Consider the following 16,785-nt stretch of genomic DNA (forward strand, 5'->3'; position numbering starts at 1 on the left):
GCAGAACCGCGTCACCCAAGCCGAATTCCGGTGCGTCGCCTGCGGGCACACCGCCCACGCCGACGTGAACGCGGCCAGCAACATCCTGCGGGCAGGGCTTGCCCGTCAGGCCGCACCCGCGGCCTGAGAAGCCGGTGCCTTCAGGCATCGGAGGAGTCACGGCCTGCCACGACCCGTCCGCCGCCCTGCCTACCCTGCCGGACGTCGAACTCGGTCTCGCGCGGCACCCGCGCGGCGACGGCGATCCGCTGATCGACGCCGTGGAAACCGCCCCGCGCCGCATGACCTGAGGCGGGGCGCCCAGGCGGCAGCCTATCGTCACGGTCCGATTATCGGATTATATAAATCGACAATCAATTAATAGACCGAGGCAGCCACCGCCGGAATGACCGCGGTCAGATGACATACCATAATGACTGTTATTGTGCGTAAGGACTTACGCTGTTGTACTGGGAGCCCGTCGGTCGCACGCGACGGCGCGGTCGGTCAGAGGTCCACCAGCCGGTCGCCCAGTGAGCTGCGCCGGTACAGCACGTGCCGGCCGTCGCGGACCCGGGTGAGCAGTCCGGTCGCGTGCAGCACCCGCAGGTGCTGCGACACGGCACTGGGCGTCACGGCGAGCCGGCGGGCGATCTCCACCGTCGGCAACGGCTCGTCGAGCAGGCCGAGCAGCCGGGCCCGGGGCGGTCCGATCAGCGCCGCGAGCGCCGTCGGGTCGGCCGCCGGTGGCGACGCCCACAACGTCGCCACCCCCCGACAGGGGTACGACAGCAGCGGCGCCTCGTCCCGGCCGACGGGCGGGGCGGGCTTGTGGGCGAACACGGACGGCACCAACAGCAGTCCCCGCCCGGGGGCCACCACGTGGTGCCTGCCGATCATCTTGTCGATGTGCAGCACCCCGTCGCGCCAGCGCAGGTTCGGGTGCATGTCGGCGAAGAGCAGCCGCGCGCCGCCGACGGCCAACTGCCGGGCCCGGTAGGTCATGTCGGCCTCCATGACCAGCCGCATCTGTGGCCAGACCGGCGCGATCGCCAGCTCCCAATAGTGCCGCAACCGCGCGCAGATGGCGTCGCGCAGCGTATCGACGGCGTCGTCGTCGGAACGGGTGACCGCCCGCAGAACCGCCGGCAGCCGCCCCCGCGGGTAGGCGGCCAGCACGTCCCGGCGCACGACGGCGGCCGGGGTGCGGCCGACGGTGGCGAGTTCCTCCTCGACGGTCGGGGCGAAGCCGGCCGGTCGCGGGGTCAGGTAGTCCGGCAGCGCCCGCTCCGGCCCGACCAGGGCGAGCAGCAGCTCGGTGTCGACGCCGTCGAGCCGGTCGAGCATCGACCGGCGCCATGGCAGATGCAACGCGTACAGGCCCGGCTCCCGCAGCACCCGCAGGCTGAGCACGGTCTCGTGCAGCGGCGAGAGCGCGAACCGGGTGTCGGCGAGATCCTCCACCCCGAGCTCGATGCTGATCATTAAGCCATACGCTACATCCATTCCCCGGTCGCCGGTCGTTGCATGAACTCGTCGTCATGACATCCGAGAACATCACGACAGGCCCGGTCGACGGGCGACGTACGGCGGTGGTCACGGGCGGCGCGCGGGGCATCGGCGCCGCGGTGGCCGTCCGGTTGGCCCGCGACGGCCTCGCGGTCGCCGTGGTCGACCTGCGCGAGCGGGACTGCGCGCGGACGGTCGCGGCCATCGTCGACGACGGCGGGACGGCCGCGGCGTTCGCCGCCGACGTCAACGACGAGACGGCGGTGGCCGCGGCCGTCAACCGGATCGGCGCCCAGCTGGGCGCGCCGACGGTACTGGTCAACAACGCCGGCATCGGCGGCCCCGACGCCGGCGTCGAGGAGACCACCACCGAGCAGTGGGACGCGGTCACCGGGGTGAGTCTGCGCGGGGCGTTCTTCCTCACCCGGGCCGTGGCCCCGCACATGGTGGCCGCCGGCTGGGGGCGGATCGTCAACATGTCGAGCATCTCCGCGCTGGGTGACCCCGGCCGCGTCGACTACGCCGCCGCGAAGGCCGGGCTGGTCGGCTTCACCAAGTCCCTCGCCCTGCGGCTGGGCCGACACGGGGTGACCGCCAACGCCGTCGCCCCGGGCTTCGTGGTCAGCGAGATGACCCGGACCACGGCCCGGCGGCTGGGTCGCAGCTTCGCCGAGCACCAGCGGATCGTCGCCGAGACCATCCCGGTCGGCCGGGTCGGGCAGCCCGAGGACATCGCGCACGCGGTGTCCTTCCTGGTCAGCCCCGGCGCGGGGTTCGTCTCCGGCCAGACCCTCTACGTGGCCGGCGGCCCGGTCGACTGACATGACCGACCACCTGCGGCCGAGCGAGCCGCCGATGAATCGTCAGCTGCTGACCCTGCTCACCCTGACCTGCGGGATCGCCGTCGGGAACGTCTACTTCCCGCAGGCGGTGAGCCCGCTGATCGCCGCCGACCTGCGGGTCCCGCCGGACACGGCCACCCTGGTGGTCACCGCCGTGCAGTTCGGCTACACGGCCGGGATCTTCCTGCTGGTGCCGCTCGGCGACCGGTTCCCGCCGCGCCGCCTGGTCGTCTCCCTGCTGGGCGTCACCGCGGCGGGGCTGCTCGCCGCGGGCGTCGCCCCCACCCTGCCTGCGCTGGTCGGCGCGAACGCACTGGTCGGGGCGGTGACCGTGGTCGCGCCGGTGATCGGGCCGGTGGCGGCCGGCCTGGTCGCCGCCGAGCGACGTGGCCTGGTCAGCGGCATGCTGCTGAGCGGCTCGACCGGCGGCATGCTGTTGTCCCGCACGGCCGCCGGGACCCTCGGCGAATGGTGGGGCTGGCGCGCGCCCTACCTGACGGCGGCGACGGCCATGCTGCTCGTCGCGGTGGCCACGGCACGGCTGCTGCCCACCGTCCGACCCCCGTCCCGGCACCGGTACCCGGCCCTGCTGGCGCAATCACTGCGGCTGCTGCGCACCGAGGCGCAGTTGCGCCGCTCGGCTTTCTACCAGGCCACGGTGTTCGGCGGCTTCTCGGCGGTGTGGACCAGCGTGGCGCTGCTGCTGACCGGTCCGGCGTACGGCTTGGGCGCGCCGGCCGTCGGGACGCTGGCCCTGGTCAACGCGGTCACCATGGTGTGCACACCGGTCGCCGGCCGCCAGGTGGACCGCCGGGGCCCCGACCCGGTCAATCTGGTCTGTCTGCTCGGTGTCCTCGCCGCGGCCGCAGTCCTGGCGGTGGGCGGTGGCGGCGGGCCGGCCGGTCTGGTGGCCCTGGTGGCCGGCACGCTGCTGCTGGACGTCGCCATGCAGTGCGGCATGGTCGCCAACTCGGTCCGGATCTACGCCCTGCGGCCCGAGGTGCGCAGCCGGCTCACCACCGCGTACATGACGTGCGCCTACCTCGGCGGCGGCGTCGGTTCCTGGCTGGGGGCCCGCGCCTACGCCCAGGCCGGCTGGGCGGGCGTGTGCGCGGTGTTGGCGTTGTCCGCCACGGCTGCCCTGGTCCGGCATCTCACGGCGACCACCGGCGTCGACCGCCGGTCCGCTCGTCGGTCGAAAACCGGTTGAGCACTGCCTTCCCCTTCTCGTAGGTTTTCTGCGATCCGCCCTGCGTGAGGACAGAGGACAATCGCGTGACCCCACCTGCTCTTTAGACCTGACATCTCCCGCTCACCGGTAACCGACGTTCCCGTCGGTTCCGCCGGGCTGCCCTCGGCTGCCCGGCCGTACAGCGTTCGGGGCCGCGCGTCATCGGCCTCGGGTCAGGTCTAGAGAGATCAGGTCTACAGATCATGCCTTCACAACCTCATATCGTGCTGCCCTGGGTGGTTCGCCGGACCAGGCTTCCGCTGCTGTCGTTGCGGTGCGTGGACTGCGGCTCGGAGTCGGCCATCGCCGGCGAGAGCAGGTTCCGCGTCAACGCCAACGGCAAGCTGCTGCACGTGTGGCTGCTGGTGCGCTGCGTGTCCTGCGACCGGACGAACAAGCTGGCCGTACACGAGCGGGCGCCGGTCAGTTCCTTCGATCCGGCCGTGCTGCACGGCTACCACGTCAACGATCCCGAGCTGGTGGCGTCCAGATTGTTGGATCCGTGGCTCGCCCGGCGCAACCGGTACACCCTGGACTGGACGGGGGCCTGGCGGCTGGACGCCCCGTCGGAATGGATCGACGAGGGGTGGCCGGTCCAGGTGCGGGTGGCGTTCGAGGATCCGGTACCGGTGCGTCCGGGACGGCTCGTCGCGCACGGGCTCGGCCTCAGCCGGAACGACGTTCTACGCCGCGTCAAGTGCGACATCTCGCTACGCCGTCCGACCAGCGCCGACTTCACCTTCATGGTGATGGCCGAACGGTAGCCGGGGCGGTGGCCGGGCGGACCCCAATCGGCCCGCCCGGCCACCTCGGAAGCGGCTCGGACACGGTGAACGTTCTCCGCCGCGGCGACCAGACGGTTGCTCGGCGGCGGCACCGGCGGACCGGTTCACCGCCTAGGGCGGATCGTGACCTCACGCAGGTCCGTCACGCCGCTTCTGAGGACCTGGTGCGGGTAGCCCCGCCGGTCGAGCAGTTCGAGCGCCGCGAGGGTGGCGTCGTCCTCGTCGTCGTCCGGTCCCGCCGGCACCTGACATCGGAAGGTGAAGGCGGAGATACTCGGATCGCCGGGGCCGACCGGCGACTCGGCCGCGCCGTCGGCCTGGACGTTGAGCCTCCGACCGGTCAGGTACGACCACGGACAGCGCCGTCAGGCCGCCGGATGGGAGCCGGGCGTGTGCCCGACCACGCGCCGGAAGACGTCGATGAACGCGCTGGCCGACGACCAGCCACAGCGGTGCGCCACCGCGGTCACCGGCGTCCCCTGGGCCAGCAGGACCAGTGCGCACTGCAGCCTCAACTGGGTACGCCACTGGGGGAACGTCATACCCAGGTCGGCGCGGAACAGTCGGGACAGGGTCCGGTCGCTCGCCCCGACCTGCCGACCCAGTTCGCCGAGGGTGCGGCCGTCGGCAGGGTCGGCGCGCAGGATGTCGCACAACGCCCGCAGCGGGGGCGAGGACGGCTCGGGCAGGTGCAGCGGCTGCTGGGGCGAGATCCGTAACTGGTCGAGCAACACGGCGCGCAGCCGGGACCGTTCCGAACTGTCGTCGTGCGGCCCACCGGCGTAGGCGACGATCAGCTCACGCAGGAGTGGTCCCACGGCCAGCGCCGTCGGCGTGTCCAGACCGAGCGGGTTCTCGGTCGCGGGCAGCCCCACCAGGTGCAGTTCCAGTTCGCCGTGGGCCCGATGGGCGTGTACGACACCAGCGGGCACCCAGATCGCCCGGGTGCTCGGAGTGACCCAGGATCCCGCGGCCGTGGTGACCGCCAGAACCCCGCGCCCGGCGTAGACGATGTGGTGGTCGTCGTGCCAGTGGGCCGCTATCGCGCCACCCGGGGTCAGCCACTGGGTGCGGGTGGCGGCGATCGGCTTGTGGCGGATTCGCGTCATCGCTCGGCAGATTATCGGAAGTGCGCCACCGGGTCAGGTCCCCATCATGGCGTGGTGCGAAGGAACATCTCGATCATCCTGCTGGCCGTCGGGCACGCCTGCGTCGACATCTACCAGGGCGCGGTGGCTGCGCTCGTGCCGTTCTTCGTCGCCGAGCGCGGCTACGGTTACGCCGCCGTCTCCGGTGTCGTCCTGGCGGCCTCCCTGCTGTCGTCGGTGACCCAGCCGCTCTTCGGGGTCCTGACCGACCGCCGGGCGGTGCCCTGGCTCCTGCCGACCAGCACGGCGCTGGGCGGTCTGGGTGTCGCTCTGTGCGGGACGGCCCCGTCCTACGGGCTCACCCTCCTGTTCGTGGCGGTCTCGGGAATCGGCGTGGCCGCCTATCACCCCGAATCCGCCCGGGTCGCCCGGCTCGTCAGCCGGGGAAGCCACCGCGCCATGGCCTGGTTCTCCACCGGCGGCAACGTCGGCTTCGCGCTGGCTCCGTTCACGGTCGCCGCCGTGGTGTCCGACGGCGGACTGCGCCGGACGCCGTTGCTCGTGCTACCGGCCCTCGTCGGCGGAGCGCTGTGCCTGCCCATGCTTCGTCGCCGGGGCCGAGGGCCGGTCACCGCCGCCCGGGGGACGCCGCCGGCCCTGGTCGACGACGCGGCGTCGTTCCGGCGGCTCACCGTCGCCGTGATGTGCCGCTCGATCGTCTTCGTCGGCCTGAGTACCTTCATCGCGCTGTACGCGCAGCAGCGCACGGGCGGCGACACCGCGGCGGGCACCACGGCCCTGTTCGTGCTCTACCTCGGCGGGGCGGTCGGCTCGGTGCTGGGCGGCGCCCTGGCCGAACGTTGGAACCGGGTCACGGTCTGCCGCTGGTCGTACGCGGTCGCGGCCGGCGCGGTCGCGGGCGTGCTGCTCGCCCCGGGCCCGCTGCTGTACCTGTTCGTGGCGGTGACCTCGATCAGTCTCTACGTCCCGTTCTCGCTGCAGGTGACGCTCGGCCAGGACTATCTGCCCTCGCGGATCGGCACCGCCAGTGGGATCACGCTGGGGTTGACCGTCAGCGTCGGTGGTCTGCTGAGCCCGGCCATCGGCAGGCTCGCCGACATCACGTCCCTGCGGACCGCCCTGGCGCCGCTGGTCCTGATGCCGGTGCTCAGTTGGCTGCTGTTCCACACCCTGCGGGAACCGGCCGTCGACCGGCAGGTCTCCGATACGGCCGGTCAGCTACCGGCCGGCACGTAGAACCGGTACTCGGCCCGGTACGGCACGCCGGTGGTCGCGCCTGCCGGACAGCTTCCGGTGGGTGCGGTGCCGCCCCGGGCGTGCAGGCGTTGCACGTAGCCGACCCGGCCGAAGACGCCGTCGCCGCGGTTGCGGGTGGCCCGCAGCAGCAGTTCCGGGACGGACCCCGGCACCGGCGACGAGGCCACGACGGTGGCCTCCACCAACGACCCGTCGTCGGTGGACTCCCAGCTCGGGCCGCGGAAGTGCACGGCGGTGGCCGCGCCGGGCCGCCGGCGGACCCAGCCCAGCAGATTCGCCGCCGGTTCGGTGAAGGTCCAGGCACCGTCGGCGCAGCCGTACACCTGGACGCCGGCGGCGGCGAAGTCGGCCGACAGCACCTGACCGGCCGGCGGGCGCAACACCGCCGGCACGTCGACCGGCCGCGGCCGGCCGTCGGCGGCGTAGCCGGCGCTGCCGGCGACGGTGGCCAGCAGCGTCGCGGCCAGCCCGACACCCGCGAGCGTCCGCGCGGGCCGGACGAGCCGCCGAGAACGGAGGTTCATGAGGTTTCCTGCCCGGTCGGGGAGGCACGCCGTCGCGGCGGGTCGGCCCGGAGCCGGCCGTGACCGGATGCCCCCGGCGAAGGTCCTGGCCGGGAAGGATAGGGGCGCCATGGGGCACGGCGGCCACGACACCCGGTACGGGCACTGTCGGGTGTCCGACCCGGGGTACGAGAGCCGGTTCGGCCCCGTGCCCCCGGTCGACGACGGTGGTCACCGGACGGACCGGGGTGGGAGCGGGTGAGCGGACCTCAGACGCCGCGGGCGACGACCTGGCCGACGCTGCCCTCGGCGAGGCGGTAGGACAGGCCCACCACCCCGCACCGGCCGTCGGCCAACCGCTCGGCGATCATGGCGGACCGTTGGGCCAGGTGCTCCACGGTACGGCGGACGTGCTCCCGGACCGCGACGTCGGTGTCGGTCAGGGCCTCGTCGCGGACGCCCAGGACGCTCAGCATGACCCGTTCCACGACGTCCCGGATGTAGCCCTCCGGGCGGGTGCCGTCGCGCAGGGCGTCCAGGGTGGCGGTGACGGCGCCGCACGAGTCGTGACCCAGCACGGCGATCAGCGGCACGTCCAGCACGGCGAGGGCGTACTCGATGCTGCCCAGCACCTCTGGGCCCACGACGTGCCCGGCGGTGCGGATTACGAACAGGTCCCCCAGCCCGCGATCGAAGATGATCTCCGCAGCGAGGCGGGAGTCGGAACAGCCGAACAGCACCGCGAACGGACGCTGTTGGGGCGCCACCGAGGCGCGGTAGTCGGCGTCCTGGTGCGGGTGCAGCCGTTGTCCACTGACGAACCGCTCGTTGCCGGCCATCAGCAGGCTCAACGCCGCCGCGGGTGTCGTCGGTGCCGCCGGTTCCGTCTCAGCCACGCCACTGTCTCCCCTCGCCCGTCGGCTGATTGTCGCCGGTCGCCGGTTCCGGTCCGTCGGCGGGGTCGCGTCGGGATGGCGCCGCTCACCCGTGTCCGGGCGACGACACCGGCCGGTGTGCCCGTACCGTACCCGGTCACGGACCCCGGCGATCGGCGCGACGCCCGCCGCGCCGAGGCGGCCTCGGCGTGTCGGCGCGGCTCCGCCGGGGGCGGGCCCGGGCCCGGCGTCCGTGGTGGTGGCCGTCGGGGCGGCGCGGACCTCGACCGACGGGTCCGGCTCGTCGTGGGTCTCCTCCCCCGTGCCCGGAGGTTATGGCACCGCTGCGCGGCGCGCACGCCCGGGCGGGACTAGAATCCGCCGACGATGGATGATCAGGCCCCGCCGCCCACCGATCAGGCCGGCGACACCCGCCCGTGCGCCCACTGTGGACGACCGGTGCCGCAGCGCGCCGCCGCGGGACGGCCGTTCCGGTACTGCCGGGACAACGACGGCGCCTGCCAGCGGGCGTCGCGCAACGTGCGGATGCGGCACCGCAACGCCCCCGGGCTGGCCGGTCAGGTCGCCCGGGCCTGGGAGGCGGTGGACCGGCTCGACCAGGTCAGCCAGACCCTGGTCGAGGCGCTGCACGCGGAGCTGTCCCCGGCCGGGGTGGAACGGCAGGTCGCCGAGGTGCGGGCCGAGGCCGCCGCGCAGGTCGCGGCGGCGCAGACCGAACGGGACGAGGCCCGCCGGGAGGCCGAGGCGGCTGCGGCGGCGCTGGCGGTGGCCCGGCAGGCGGCCGCGGCGGCCGTCGCCGACCGGGCGGAGGCGGTCGAACGGGCCGGGGAGGCCGACCGTACGGTCGCGGCCGCGCAGGCCCGGCTCGCCGCTGCCGAGCGGGACCGGGACACCGCCCGGCAGGCGGCCGGCGCGGCGCAGGCCCTGCGCGAGCAGGCCGAGCGGGACCGCGAGGCCGCCCGCGCGCAGGCCGCCGACCTGCGGACCGAACTCACCTCGGTGCGGCGGCAGCGGGCCGAGCTGGTGCGGGACCGGGACGAGGCGCGCGCCGAGGCCGACCGGGCCACCCGGGCGGTCGCCGCCACCGTCGAGCAGTTGGACCGGACCCGCGCCGACGCCGACGAGACGGTGCGGCGGCTACGGGCCGAGGTGGACCAGGCCCGCCGGGCCGCCGCGACGGCGGCCCGGGAGACGGCGGCCGCCCGGGAGGCCGCGGACCGGGAACGGGCGGCCGTGGCCGGGCTGCGCGACGAGCTGACCGCCGCGCGCCGCCAGGCGACCGAGTCGGCCGCCGAACGTGACCGGGTGGCCGCCGACCTGGCCACCGTCCGCGCCGACGCCGCCGGCACCGAGCGGCGACTCGCCGACCTGGCGGTCCGCCTCGGCGCGGTCGAGGCGGACCGGGACCGGGCCACCGAGCGGGTGGGCCAGTTGTCCACCCAGGTCAGCGACCTGGCCGCCGCCCTGGCGAGCCTGGGCACCAGGGCGGCGTCGCGCGGCTGACCGGCGGTTCAGTGGATGCCGGCCATCAGGGCGCGGATGTGCCGGGCGAACATCATCGCGGCCAGGCCGAGCAGCACCGACGCCAAGCCGAAGGTCAGGAAGTAGGTGGCCTCGTTCCAGGTGGCGGCCAGCCGGGCCACCTGCCCGCCGATCGCGTCGCCGACGGCGGTGGCGAGGAACCACAGGCCCATCATCTGGCTGGCGTACTTGACCGGGGCGAGTTTGGTGGTGACCGACAGGCCCACCGGGCTGAGTGACAGCTCCCCGCACACCTGGATGGCGTAGACGGCCACCAGCCACAACGGCGACACGCCCGACCCACCGACGGCGGCCCGGGCGGCGGCGGCCATCAGCACGAACGACAGGCCGTTGAGGACCAGCCCGATGGCGAACTTGGCCGGCGCGGCGAGCCGGTTGCCGACCTTCAGCCACAGCGCCGCGAACAGCGGCGCACCGATGATGATCAGGATCGGGTTGACCGACTGCAGCCAGGAGGCCGGGAAGGTGAAACCACCGATGTCGCGGTCGGTGCGCTGCTCGGCGAAAATGTTCAGCACCGACCCGGCCTGGTCGTAGATCAGCCAGAACGCGGCGGCGAAGACGAACAACCACAGGTACGCCCGCATCCGGCTGCGTTCGGTCGGGCTGATGTCCCGGTCGGTGATGATCCGGGCGAAGTAGCCGACGGTGACCAGGACGGTCAGCGCGGTGAGCAGGTTGACCACGGTGTTGACGGTGAACCAGCCGGCCAGGGCCAGGACCAGCACGACCAGCAGCAGGGCGACCACGACGAGACCGGCCCGCAGCAACGCCCGGCGACGGGCCCGGCCCAGCAGCGGGTCGTTCGGGTGTGCGCCGGCCTGGCCCAGGCGCCGCCGCCCGAGCACGTACTGGATCACGCCGAAGGTCATCCCGACGGCCGCGGCGGCGAATCCGAGATGCCAGTTGACCTTCTCGCCGAGCAGGCCGGTGATCAGCGGCGCGATGAACCCGCCGAGGTTGATGCCCATGTAGAACAGCGAGAACCCGGCGTCGCGGCGGGGCGAGTCCCGGTCGTACAGCTCGCCGACCATGGTGGAGATGTTGGGTTTGAGCAGGCCGGTGCCGAGCACGATGAGGGTCATCCCGGCGAACACGCTCCAGCCGGTGGGGATCGCCATCACGTAGTGGCCGGCGGCGATGACGACGCCGCCCCACAGCACGCTGCGGCGCGGCCCGATCAGCCGGTCGGCGACCCACCCGCCGGGCAACGCCATCAGGTAGACCATGGCGTTGTAGGTGCCGTACACGGCGTTGGCCCGGTCCTGGCCCAAGGCCAGGCCGTCGTTGGCCGCCGAGGCGGTCAGGTAGAGCACCAGGATGGCCCGCATGCCGTAGAAGCTGAACCGTTCCCACATCTCGGTGAGGAACAGGGTGGCCAGGGCCGGCGGGTGGCCGAAGAAGGTGCGTTGCCGGGCGGCGGAGGGCGGAACGGCGGTGGACATCCGGCCTCCTTCGGGCACCATCCGGCAGGAGCGAACAAAATTCACTAATCGGGCCTAGGTCACTGTAATGCATCCGGAGCCCGGTGAGGTGCGTCACGGCCGAGTACGTCCCGCTACGCTTGGAACGTTTAACCAGAAGTAACCTGATCACCGGCAGCGGGAATCGCCCGTCCGGTTCACGGCGTTACACGTGAAGACCAGCACCACGACCGAGGGGGAAGCCGAACATGGGCGAGCGCATGCTGCGCGGTAGCCGCCTGGGCGCAGTCAGCTACGAGTCCGACCGCAACACCGAACTCGCGCCGCGCCAGACCCGGGAATACCTGTGCGCCAAGGGACACCAGTTCGAGGTGCCGTTCGCGGTCGACGCCGAGGTCCCGATAACCTGGGAGTGCAAGTTCGACGGCAGCGTCGCCCGGTTGGTCGACGGCAGCGAACCGGAGCAGAAGAAGGCCAAGCCGCCGCGTACCCACTGGGACATGCTGCTGGAGCGGCGATCCATCGCCGAACTGGAGGACATCCTCGCCGAGCGGCTGCAGGAGGTCCGCACCCGCCGCGGCCGCGCCTGAGATCCACCGCGACCCACTTGTCGCCCCGGACGGTACGCCGTCCGGGGCGATCGCGTGTCACCCGGCGGATCAGCGCTGACGCGGTTCGACGATCTCGCCCTCGACGACCTCACCGGTGGTCGCAGGCCCCGGCGCGGCCGGAGCCTGCGGCGACACCGGACCGTCCGGCGGCGCCGTCGCCGACGACGACGGCTGCCCGCGGCGCACCCGCACCCGCCGCGGCCCGAACAGATCCCCGGCCACCATCGACGACACCCGCCGCTCGGTGGCCACCCGTACCGTCCGGCGGGCCAACCGACGCACCGGCGGGATCACCAGCAACACACCCACCACGGCGCTGACCAGGCCCGGCAACGCCAGCAGCAGCCCGGCGGCCAACCCGACCAGCCCGTCGAGGACCTGCGACCCGGGCGGCTGCCCCGACGCGGCGGCCGTACGGAACCCGCGCCACGCCCGCAGCCCCTCCCGCCGCAACAGCACCAACCCGGCCGCCGACGCCACCAGCGCCAGCAGGATCGTCGGACCGAACCCGATCGACCGGCCCAGCAGCACGAAAACCGCGATCTCGACGACCGCGGCGATCAGCAGCACCAGCGGTACGAACCTCAGCCTTCGGCGCATCTCACCTCATCCGGAAAACCGCTTGCGAAACCCGCCCCTCCAGCATGACACGCCCGCCGGTCAGGGTCGGCCCGACCGGCCACCGTCCAACAACCGGCCCCGCACCCCCCACACGGTGACCCGCCACAGGGCCTCCCCGACGATCGTGGGGGACATCTTGCTGGCCCCCCGTTCCCGCTCGGCGAACGTGATCGGCACCTCCACCGTCCGCAGCCCCGCCCGGTGCGCCCGCCAGGACAACTCCACCTGGAACGAGTAGCCCTGCGAGGACACCGACTCGAAGTCCATCTTCTCCAACGCCGCCACCCGGTAGACGCGGAAACCACCCGTCGCGTCGGAAACCGGCATGCCCAACGCGACCCGGGTGTACAGGTTGCCCACCCGGGACAGCACCTGCCGCCGCCACGGCCAGTCCACCACCCGACCACCGGGCACCCACCGGGATCCGATCACCACGTCCGCGTCGGCCGCCGCGGCCAACAACCGGGGCAACTGCTCCGGCGCGTGCGAACCGTCGGCGTCCATCTCCACCACCGCGTCGTAGCCGTGGTCCCGACCCCAGCCGAAACCCGCCACGTACGCCGCGCCGAGGCCGTCCTTGTCGGCCCGGTGCAGCACCCGCACGTGCCGGTCCGTGGCCGCCAGCCGGTCGGCCAACGCCCCCGTACCGTCCGGGGAGTTGTCGTCGACGACCAGGACGTCCACCGACGGCACCGTGCCCCGGACCCGTCCCACGACACCGGCGAGGTTGTCGGCCTCGTTGTAGGTCGGCACCACCGTCAGGACCCGTCCCACGCCGGGGAACTCGTCCAACCCGGCGTCCGTACCGGCTGCTGCGCCCACCGCACCTCCGCCCCCTGGCCGGGTGGTCGCCTCACCCGGTCTGCCGCCGCCCGTCGACCCGGTCGCGCGTCCGGCGTCGCACCACCACCGCGCCGGCCAACGCCAGCACACCCAGGCCCACCAGCGCCACCTCCGGCCACAGGCCCACCCGGGTGGCGACGGTACGGGTACCGGCCAGGTCGACCGAGCGGATAACCACCTCACCGGTGTTGAAACCGGTACGGTCGCTTACCCGCCCGTCCGGGGCGACGAACCCGGACACCCCGACCGTGGAGGACATCAACGCCGCCCGGCCGTGTTCCACCGCCCGCAGCCGCACCATCGCCAACTGCTGGCGCGCCTCGGCCTCGTCGAAGCTGGCGTTGTTGGTCTGCACCACCAGCAGGTCCGCCCCGCCGGTGACGGTGTCCCGGACCACCTCGTCGTACGCCACCTCGAAACAGATCACGTCGCCGACCGTGACCGGGCCGACCCGGATCACCCCGGGCCGGTCACCCGGGGTGAAATCCTCCCGGACCCGGTCGACCTCCTTGCTGACCATCCGGGCGACCGGGCGCAGCGGGATGTACTCGGCGAACGGCACCGGGTGCCGCTTGACGTACAGCTGCGCCAGGTCCGGCCCGGTGTGCGGCCGCCACAGCAGGCCCACGTTGCGGACCGGGCCGAGCAGCACCGCGCCGACCAGGATCGGCGCGCCGATCGTGTCCGCGGCCCGGGAGATCAGCGCCGCCGCGTCCGGGTAGGTCAACGGGTCGATGTCGCTGGAGTTCTCCGGCCACACCACCAGATCCGGCCGGTCCACCTGCCCGGCGGCCACCCGGTCGGCCAGCTTCACCGTGGCCGCGACGTGGTTGTCCAGTACCGCCCGCCGCTGGGCGTTGAAGTCCAACCCCAGCCGCGGCACGTTGCCCTGCACGATCGCCACCGTCACCGGCCGGCCCGCCGGGGCACCCACCGGCACCAGCAGCCCCGCCGCCACCACCGCCGGCGCCGCCACGGCCACCCCGACCCCGACCGGCACCCGGCCGGCCCGCCAGTCCCGCCACGCCGCCGCCACCAGGAACCCACCGGCCAGCGCCACCCCGAACGTCACCAGCGGGGCGCCGCCCACCGCGGCCAGCCGCAGCAGCGGCGAGTCGTCCTGGCTGAACGCCAACCGGCCCCATGGGAACCCGCCGAACGGGGTGCGGGCCCGCAGCGCCTCCTGCGCCACCCACAGCAGCCCCGTCACCGGCGGCCACAGCCACCGCCACCGGTCCACCAGCGGCGACACCAGCGCCCCGGCCGCCCCCAGCAGCCCCAGGTAGGCCGCCTGCAACGCGGACAACAACAGCCACGGCAGCAAACCGGTGTACAGGTTCGTCCAGCCCAGCATCGGCACGAACAACACCAGCCCGGTCAGCGCGCCGAGCCCGGCGCCCGCCCACAACCGGCGCCGGTGCGTCGCCGCCGCCAGCAGCGCCACCGCCACCGGCGCCGCCCACCACCACCCGTACGGCGGGAACGCCAGCAGCAGCACCGCGCCGGCCACCGCCGCGCACACCACAGCCACCCACCAGGGCAGCGGCCGTCCGGCGGCCCCGGCACCGGTCGCGGGCGCGGGCGGCCCGTCCAGCCGCGCATCCGCCGTGTCCACCATCGTCGCCACCCGAGCCTCACCCGCCACCCGCGTCACCGTGACCGGGACCGGTCACGGACAAAGTTCCGGTCGAAGGCTACCGGGGCGACCAGCAGAGCGGCCCCGGACGTCCGTCAGCCGTACCCGGAGCCACCGCGGCCCGCGGCGGCGCCGGACAGCGGCCCCGGATCGTCGGCGGTGCGGTGCAGGACGTGGGTACGGGCGTAGGTGATGGCGGCGGGGGTGTCGGGGAAGACCCGCCCGTCGCGGCGGAGCTGCTCGGCGACACCGAGGGTGCTCAGGATCTCCTCGTGGCCGGGGGCGATACCGGACAGCAGCACCGTGATGCCGCGGCGCTGCAGGCGGTTCACGGCGTCGCCCAGCACGTGCGCGCCGGTCGCGTCGACGGTCGACACCCGCGACATGCGCAGGATCACCACCCGCACGTCGGTGATCTCGGCCAGTTGCAGCAGGAAGCTGTGGGCGGCGGCGAAGAACAGGGGCCCGTCGAGGCGGTAGGCGACGATGTGTTCGGCGAGCAGGGCGTGTTCCTCGGCGCTGTGGTCACCGGGTTCCAGGGGTACCTGCTCGAGGCGGGCGGTGCGGGCGACCGCGCGTAGCCCCAGCAGGACGGCGACGCCGATGCCGACGACGACGGCGGTGACCAGATCCCACACGACGGTCACCGTGAAGGTCAGGGCCAGGACCAGCGCGTCACCGCGGGTGGCGCGGGCCAGGGCGAGCAGGGAACCGGCCTCCACCATGCGTACGGTGGTGGCCAGCAGGACCCCGGCGAGCGCGGCGAGCGGGATGCGCCCGACCAGCGGCCCGGCCGCGAGCACGATGGCGGCCAGGGCGAGCGCGTGGGTCAGCGACGCGAGTTTCGACCGGGCGCCGGCGCGCACGTTGACGGCGGTGCGGGCGATCGCCGCGGTGGCGGGGATCCCGCCGAACACCGGCGCGGCGAGGTTGGCCAGTCCCTGACCGAACAGTTCCCGATCCGGGTCGTGTCGTTCGCCGACGCTCATCGCGTCGGCGACGGTGGCCGACAGCAGGCTCTCCAACGCGGCCAGCGCGGCCACCGCGCACGCGGCGGGCAGCAGCGTCCGCACAGCGTGGACGTCAAGGAAACCCAGCGACGGGGCCGGCGCACCTGCGGGCAGGGCACCGATACGCGCCAGACCCATCGGGACGGCCTCGGCCAGCGCTGTCGCGCCGGCGACCCCGAGCAGCGAGAACGGCACCGCGGGACGCCAGCGCGCCCCGCACAGCATCAACGCCGCGACACCCACGGCCACCGCCACGGGTGCCGGGTGCGGGTCGCGGGCGAAGCGGACCGCCGCGTCGGCGGCCACCGCCCACACCTTCCCACCGTGCGCGTCCGCGACGCCGAGCGCGGCCGGTAGCTGCTGCAGCGCGATGACCACGGCGATACCGGCGGTGAAACCCTCGATCACCGGAGTGGGCAGGTACCGCACATAGCGGCCCAGACGGGCCGCCGCCAGACCGATGAGGATCACCCCGGCCAACACGCCCACCATCAGCACCCCGGTGGGGCCGAACTGGGCGACGACCGGCACCAGCACCACCGTCATCGCCCCGGTGGGCCCCGACACCTGCAGGTTCGAGCCGCCGAACACCGCGGCCACCGCCCCGGCGACGACCGCGGTAACCAGCCCGGCCTGAGCGCCGAGCCCGGAGGTCACCCCGAACGCCAACGCCAACGGCAACGCCACCACCGCGACCGTCAGCCCGGCGAGCAGGTCGGCGCGCGGTGCGCGGCGTACCGCCGTCCAGTCGCCGCGCTGTGGCAGGAGGTCGCCGAACCGGGCACCCAGCGACCGGACCGTCCGGGCGACGCTCATCGCCGTCCTCGGCCGGGCGGCTGCGTCAACGGCACAGACACCCCCATGCGGCCCTCGCCCTCACGCCCGTCACGACGGCAAATGCCGACTTGCCAAGATTAGCAATTAAGCAATCCTGTGGCGGTGGTGGCTGGTTGTGTGGTCCGTCACGCCGGCCGGCTCCCCGCCGAC

The 16,785-nt window shown here is 73.6% G+C and carries 18 protein-coding genes; 8 read left to right on the plus strand and 10 right to left on the minus strand.

Annotated elements, in window-relative coordinates; genetic code table 11:
* Together ACFOX0_RS29555 and ACFOX0_RS29560 are read left to right on the plus strand one after the other, a co-directional pair.
* On the plus strand, nt 1-127 hold a 127-nt coding region (locus ACFOX0_RS29555), incomplete at its 5' end, for a zinc ribbon domain-containing protein (RefSeq protein WP_377543596.1).
* Nucleotides 128-134: 7 nt separating this feature from the next.
* Nucleotides 135-290, plus strand: coding sequence for a hypothetical protein (locus ACFOX0_RS29560; protein ID WP_377552193.1), 156 nt, complete (start codon nt 135-137; stop codon nt 288-290).
* Between the two features lie 196 nt (nt 291-486).
* On the opposite strand, the gene ACFOX0_RS29565 is transcribed toward ACFOX0_RS29560, so the two are convergent.
* On the minus strand, nt 487-1,464 hold the full coding sequence (locus tag ACFOX0_RS29565; protein WP_377552194.1) for an ArsR/SmtB family transcription factor: 978 nt from the start codon (nt 1,462-1,464) through the stop codon (nt 487-489).
* 56 nt (nt 1,465-1,520) lie between these two features.
* Here ACFOX0_RS29565 and ACFOX0_RS29570 point away from each other — a divergent pair, with 56 nt between their 5' ends.
* The 3 genes from ACFOX0_RS29570 (at nt 1,521) to ACFOX0_RS29580 (ending at nt 4,325) form a co-directional block, all read left to right on the plus strand.
* On the plus strand, nt 1,521-2,309 hold the full coding sequence (locus ACFOX0_RS29570) for an SDR family oxidoreductase (protein WP_377552195.1): 789 nt from the start codon (nt 1,521-1,523) through the stop codon (nt 2,307-2,309).
* 34 nt (nt 2,310-2,343) lie between these two features.
* A complete protein-coding gene (locus ACFOX0_RS29575) occupies nt 2,344-3,540 on the plus strand; it encodes an MFS transporter (RefSeq protein WP_377552196.1) in 1,197 nt (398 codons plus the stop codon).
* A 224-nt stretch (nt 3,541-3,764) separates the two neighbouring features.
* Nucleotides 3,765-4,325 (plus strand): DUF1062 domain-containing protein, encoded by a 561-nt coding sequence (locus ACFOX0_RS29580; RefSeq protein WP_377552197.1) that lies wholly within the window; start codon nt 3,765-3,767, stop codon nt 4,323-4,325.
* A gap of 125 nt (nt 4,326-4,450) precedes the next feature.
* On the opposite strand, the gene ACFOX0_RS29585 is transcribed toward ACFOX0_RS29580, so the two are convergent.
* A complete protein-coding gene (locus ACFOX0_RS29585; protein ID WP_377552268.1) occupies nt 4,451-4,690 on the minus strand; it encodes a DUF6204 family protein in 240 nt (79 codons plus the stop codon).
* A 21-nt stretch (nt 4,691-4,711) separates the two neighbouring features.
* Nucleotides 4,712-5,455: a helix-turn-helix transcriptional regulator gene (locus tag ACFOX0_RS29590; RefSeq protein WP_377552198.1), complete on the minus strand. Its 744-nt coding sequence runs from the start codon at nt 5,453-5,455 to the stop codon at nt 4,712-4,714.
* 54 nt (nt 5,456-5,509) lie between these two features.
* Here ACFOX0_RS29590 and ACFOX0_RS29595 point away from each other — a divergent pair, with 54 nt between their 5' ends.
* Nucleotides 5,510-6,691, plus strand: a complete 1,182-nt coding sequence (locus ACFOX0_RS29595; protein WP_377552199.1) for an MFS transporter — start codon at nt 5,510-5,512, stop codon at nt 6,689-6,691.
* On the opposite strand, the gene ACFOX0_RS29600 is transcribed toward ACFOX0_RS29595, so the two are convergent.
* Together ACFOX0_RS29600 and ACFOX0_RS29605 are read right to left on the minus strand one after the other, a co-directional pair.
* Nucleotides 6,670-7,236, minus strand: a complete 567-nt coding sequence (locus ACFOX0_RS29600; protein ID WP_377552200.1) for a DUF3455 domain-containing protein — start codon at nt 7,234-7,236, stop codon at nt 6,670-6,672. The genes ACFOX0_RS29595 and ACFOX0_RS29600 overlap by 22 nt on opposite strands.
* 248 nt (nt 7,237-7,484) lie before the next feature.
* Nucleotides 7,485-8,111, minus strand: a complete 627-nt coding sequence (locus ACFOX0_RS29605; RefSeq protein ID WP_449288876.1) for a carbonic anhydrase — start codon at nt 8,109-8,111, stop codon at nt 7,485-7,487.
* 366 nt (nt 8,112-8,477) lie between these two features.
* Here ACFOX0_RS29605 and ACFOX0_RS29610 point away from each other — a divergent pair, with 366 nt between their 5' ends.
* Nucleotides 8,478-9,614, plus strand: coding sequence for a hypothetical protein (locus ACFOX0_RS29610; protein ID WP_377552201.1), 1,137 nt, complete (start codon nt 8,478-8,480; stop codon nt 9,612-9,614).
* An 8-nt stretch (nt 9,615-9,622) separates the two neighbouring features.
* Here ACFOX0_RS29610 and ACFOX0_RS29615 read toward each other — a convergent pair whose 3' ends face one another.
* The gene (locus tag ACFOX0_RS29615) at nt 9,623-11,098 is read right to left on the minus strand and encodes a peptide MFS transporter (RefSeq protein ID WP_377552202.1); all 1,476 of its coding nucleotides are present in this window, start codon (nt 11,096-11,098) and stop codon (nt 9,623-9,625) included.
* Nucleotides 11,099-11,325: 227 nt separating this feature from the next.
* Here ACFOX0_RS29615 and ACFOX0_RS29620 point away from each other — a divergent pair, with 227 nt between their 5' ends.
* Entirely contained in the window at nt 11,326-11,667 is a 342-nt protein-coding gene (locus tag ACFOX0_RS29620) for an RNA polymerase-binding protein RbpA (RefSeq protein WP_377552203.1), read from the plus strand.
* A 69-nt stretch (nt 11,668-11,736) separates the two neighbouring features.
* Here ACFOX0_RS29620 and ACFOX0_RS29625 read toward each other — a convergent pair whose 3' ends face one another.
* The 4 genes from ACFOX0_RS29625 to ACFOX0_RS29640 form a co-directional block, all read right to left on the minus strand.
* Nucleotides 11,737-12,288, minus strand: coding sequence for an FxsA family protein (locus ACFOX0_RS29625; protein ID WP_377552204.1), 552 nt, complete (start codon nt 12,286-12,288; stop codon nt 11,737-11,739).
* A gap of 60 nt (nt 12,289-12,348) precedes the next feature.
* Nucleotides 12,349-13,131 (minus strand): polyprenol monophosphomannose synthase, encoded by a 783-nt coding sequence (locus ACFOX0_RS29630; RefSeq protein ID WP_377552205.1) that lies wholly within the window; start codon nt 13,129-13,131, stop codon nt 12,349-12,351.
* A 31-nt stretch (nt 13,132-13,162) separates the two neighbouring features.
* Entirely contained in the window at nt 13,163-14,770 is a 1,608-nt protein-coding gene (lnt, locus tag ACFOX0_RS29635) for an apolipoprotein N-acyltransferase (RefSeq protein WP_377552272.1), read from the minus strand.
* A gap of 113 nt (nt 14,771-14,883) precedes the next feature.
* Complete coding sequence (locus tag ACFOX0_RS29640) at nt 14,884-16,614, minus strand: SulP family inorganic anion transporter (protein ID WP_377552206.1); 1,731 nt, start codon at nt 16,612-16,614, stop codon at nt 14,884-14,886.
* Between the last annotated feature and the right edge of the window lie 171 nt (nt 16,615-16,785).

The sequence above is a fragment of the Micromonospora zhanjiangensis genome (assembly GCF_042650605.1).
GTDB classification, from domain to species: Bacteria; Actinomycetota; Actinomycetes; order Mycobacteriales; family Micromonosporaceae; genus Micromonospora_J; species Micromonospora_J zhanjiangensis.

Coding starts and splice junctions, on each gene's coding strand:
- ACFOX0_RS29610 (WP_377552201.1), top strand. CDS start 8,478: ATGGATGATCAGGCCCCGCCGCCCACCGATCAGGCCGGCGACACCCGC.
- ACFOX0_RS29565 (WP_377552194.1), bottom strand. CDS start 1,464: ATGATCAGCATCGAGCTCGGGGTGGAGGATCTCGCCGACACCCGGTTC.
- ACFOX0_RS29600 (WP_377552200.1), bottom strand. CDS start 7,236: ATGAACCTCCGTTCTCGGCGGCTCGTCCGGCCCGCGCGGACGCTCGCG.
- ACFOX0_RS29590 (WP_377552198.1), bottom strand. CDS start 5,455: ATGACGCGAATCCGCCACAAGCCGATCGCCGCCACCCGCACCCAGTGG.
- ACFOX0_RS29625 (WP_377552204.1), bottom strand. CDS start 12,288: ATGCGCCGAAGGCTGAGGTTCGTACCGCTGGTGCTGCTGATCGCCGCG.
- ACFOX0_RS29575 (WP_377552196.1), top strand. CDS start 2,344: ATGAATCGTCAGCTGCTGACCCTGCTCACCCTGACCTGCGGGATCGCC.
- lnt (WP_377552272.1), bottom strand. CDS start 14,770: ATGGTGGACACGGCGGATGCGCGGCTGGACGGGCCGCCCGCGCCCGCG.
- ACFOX0_RS29580 (WP_377552197.1), top strand. CDS start 3,765: ATGCCTTCACAACCTCATATCGTGCTGCCCTGGGTGGTTCGCCGGACC.
- ACFOX0_RS29570 (WP_377552195.1), top strand. CDS start 1,521: ATGACATCCGAGAACATCACGACAGGCCCGGTCGACGGGCGACGTACG.
- ACFOX0_RS29620 (WP_377552203.1), top strand. CDS start 11,326: ATGGGCGAGCGCATGCTGCGCGGTAGCCGCCTGGGCGCAGTCAGCTAC.
- ACFOX0_RS29615 (WP_377552202.1), bottom strand. CDS start 11,098: ATGTCCACCGCCGTTCCGCCCTCCGCCGCCCGGCAACGCACCTTCTTC.
- ACFOX0_RS29640 (WP_377552206.1), bottom strand. CDS start 16,614: ATGAGCGTCGCCCGGACGGTCCGGTCGCTGGGTGCCCGGTTCGGCGAC.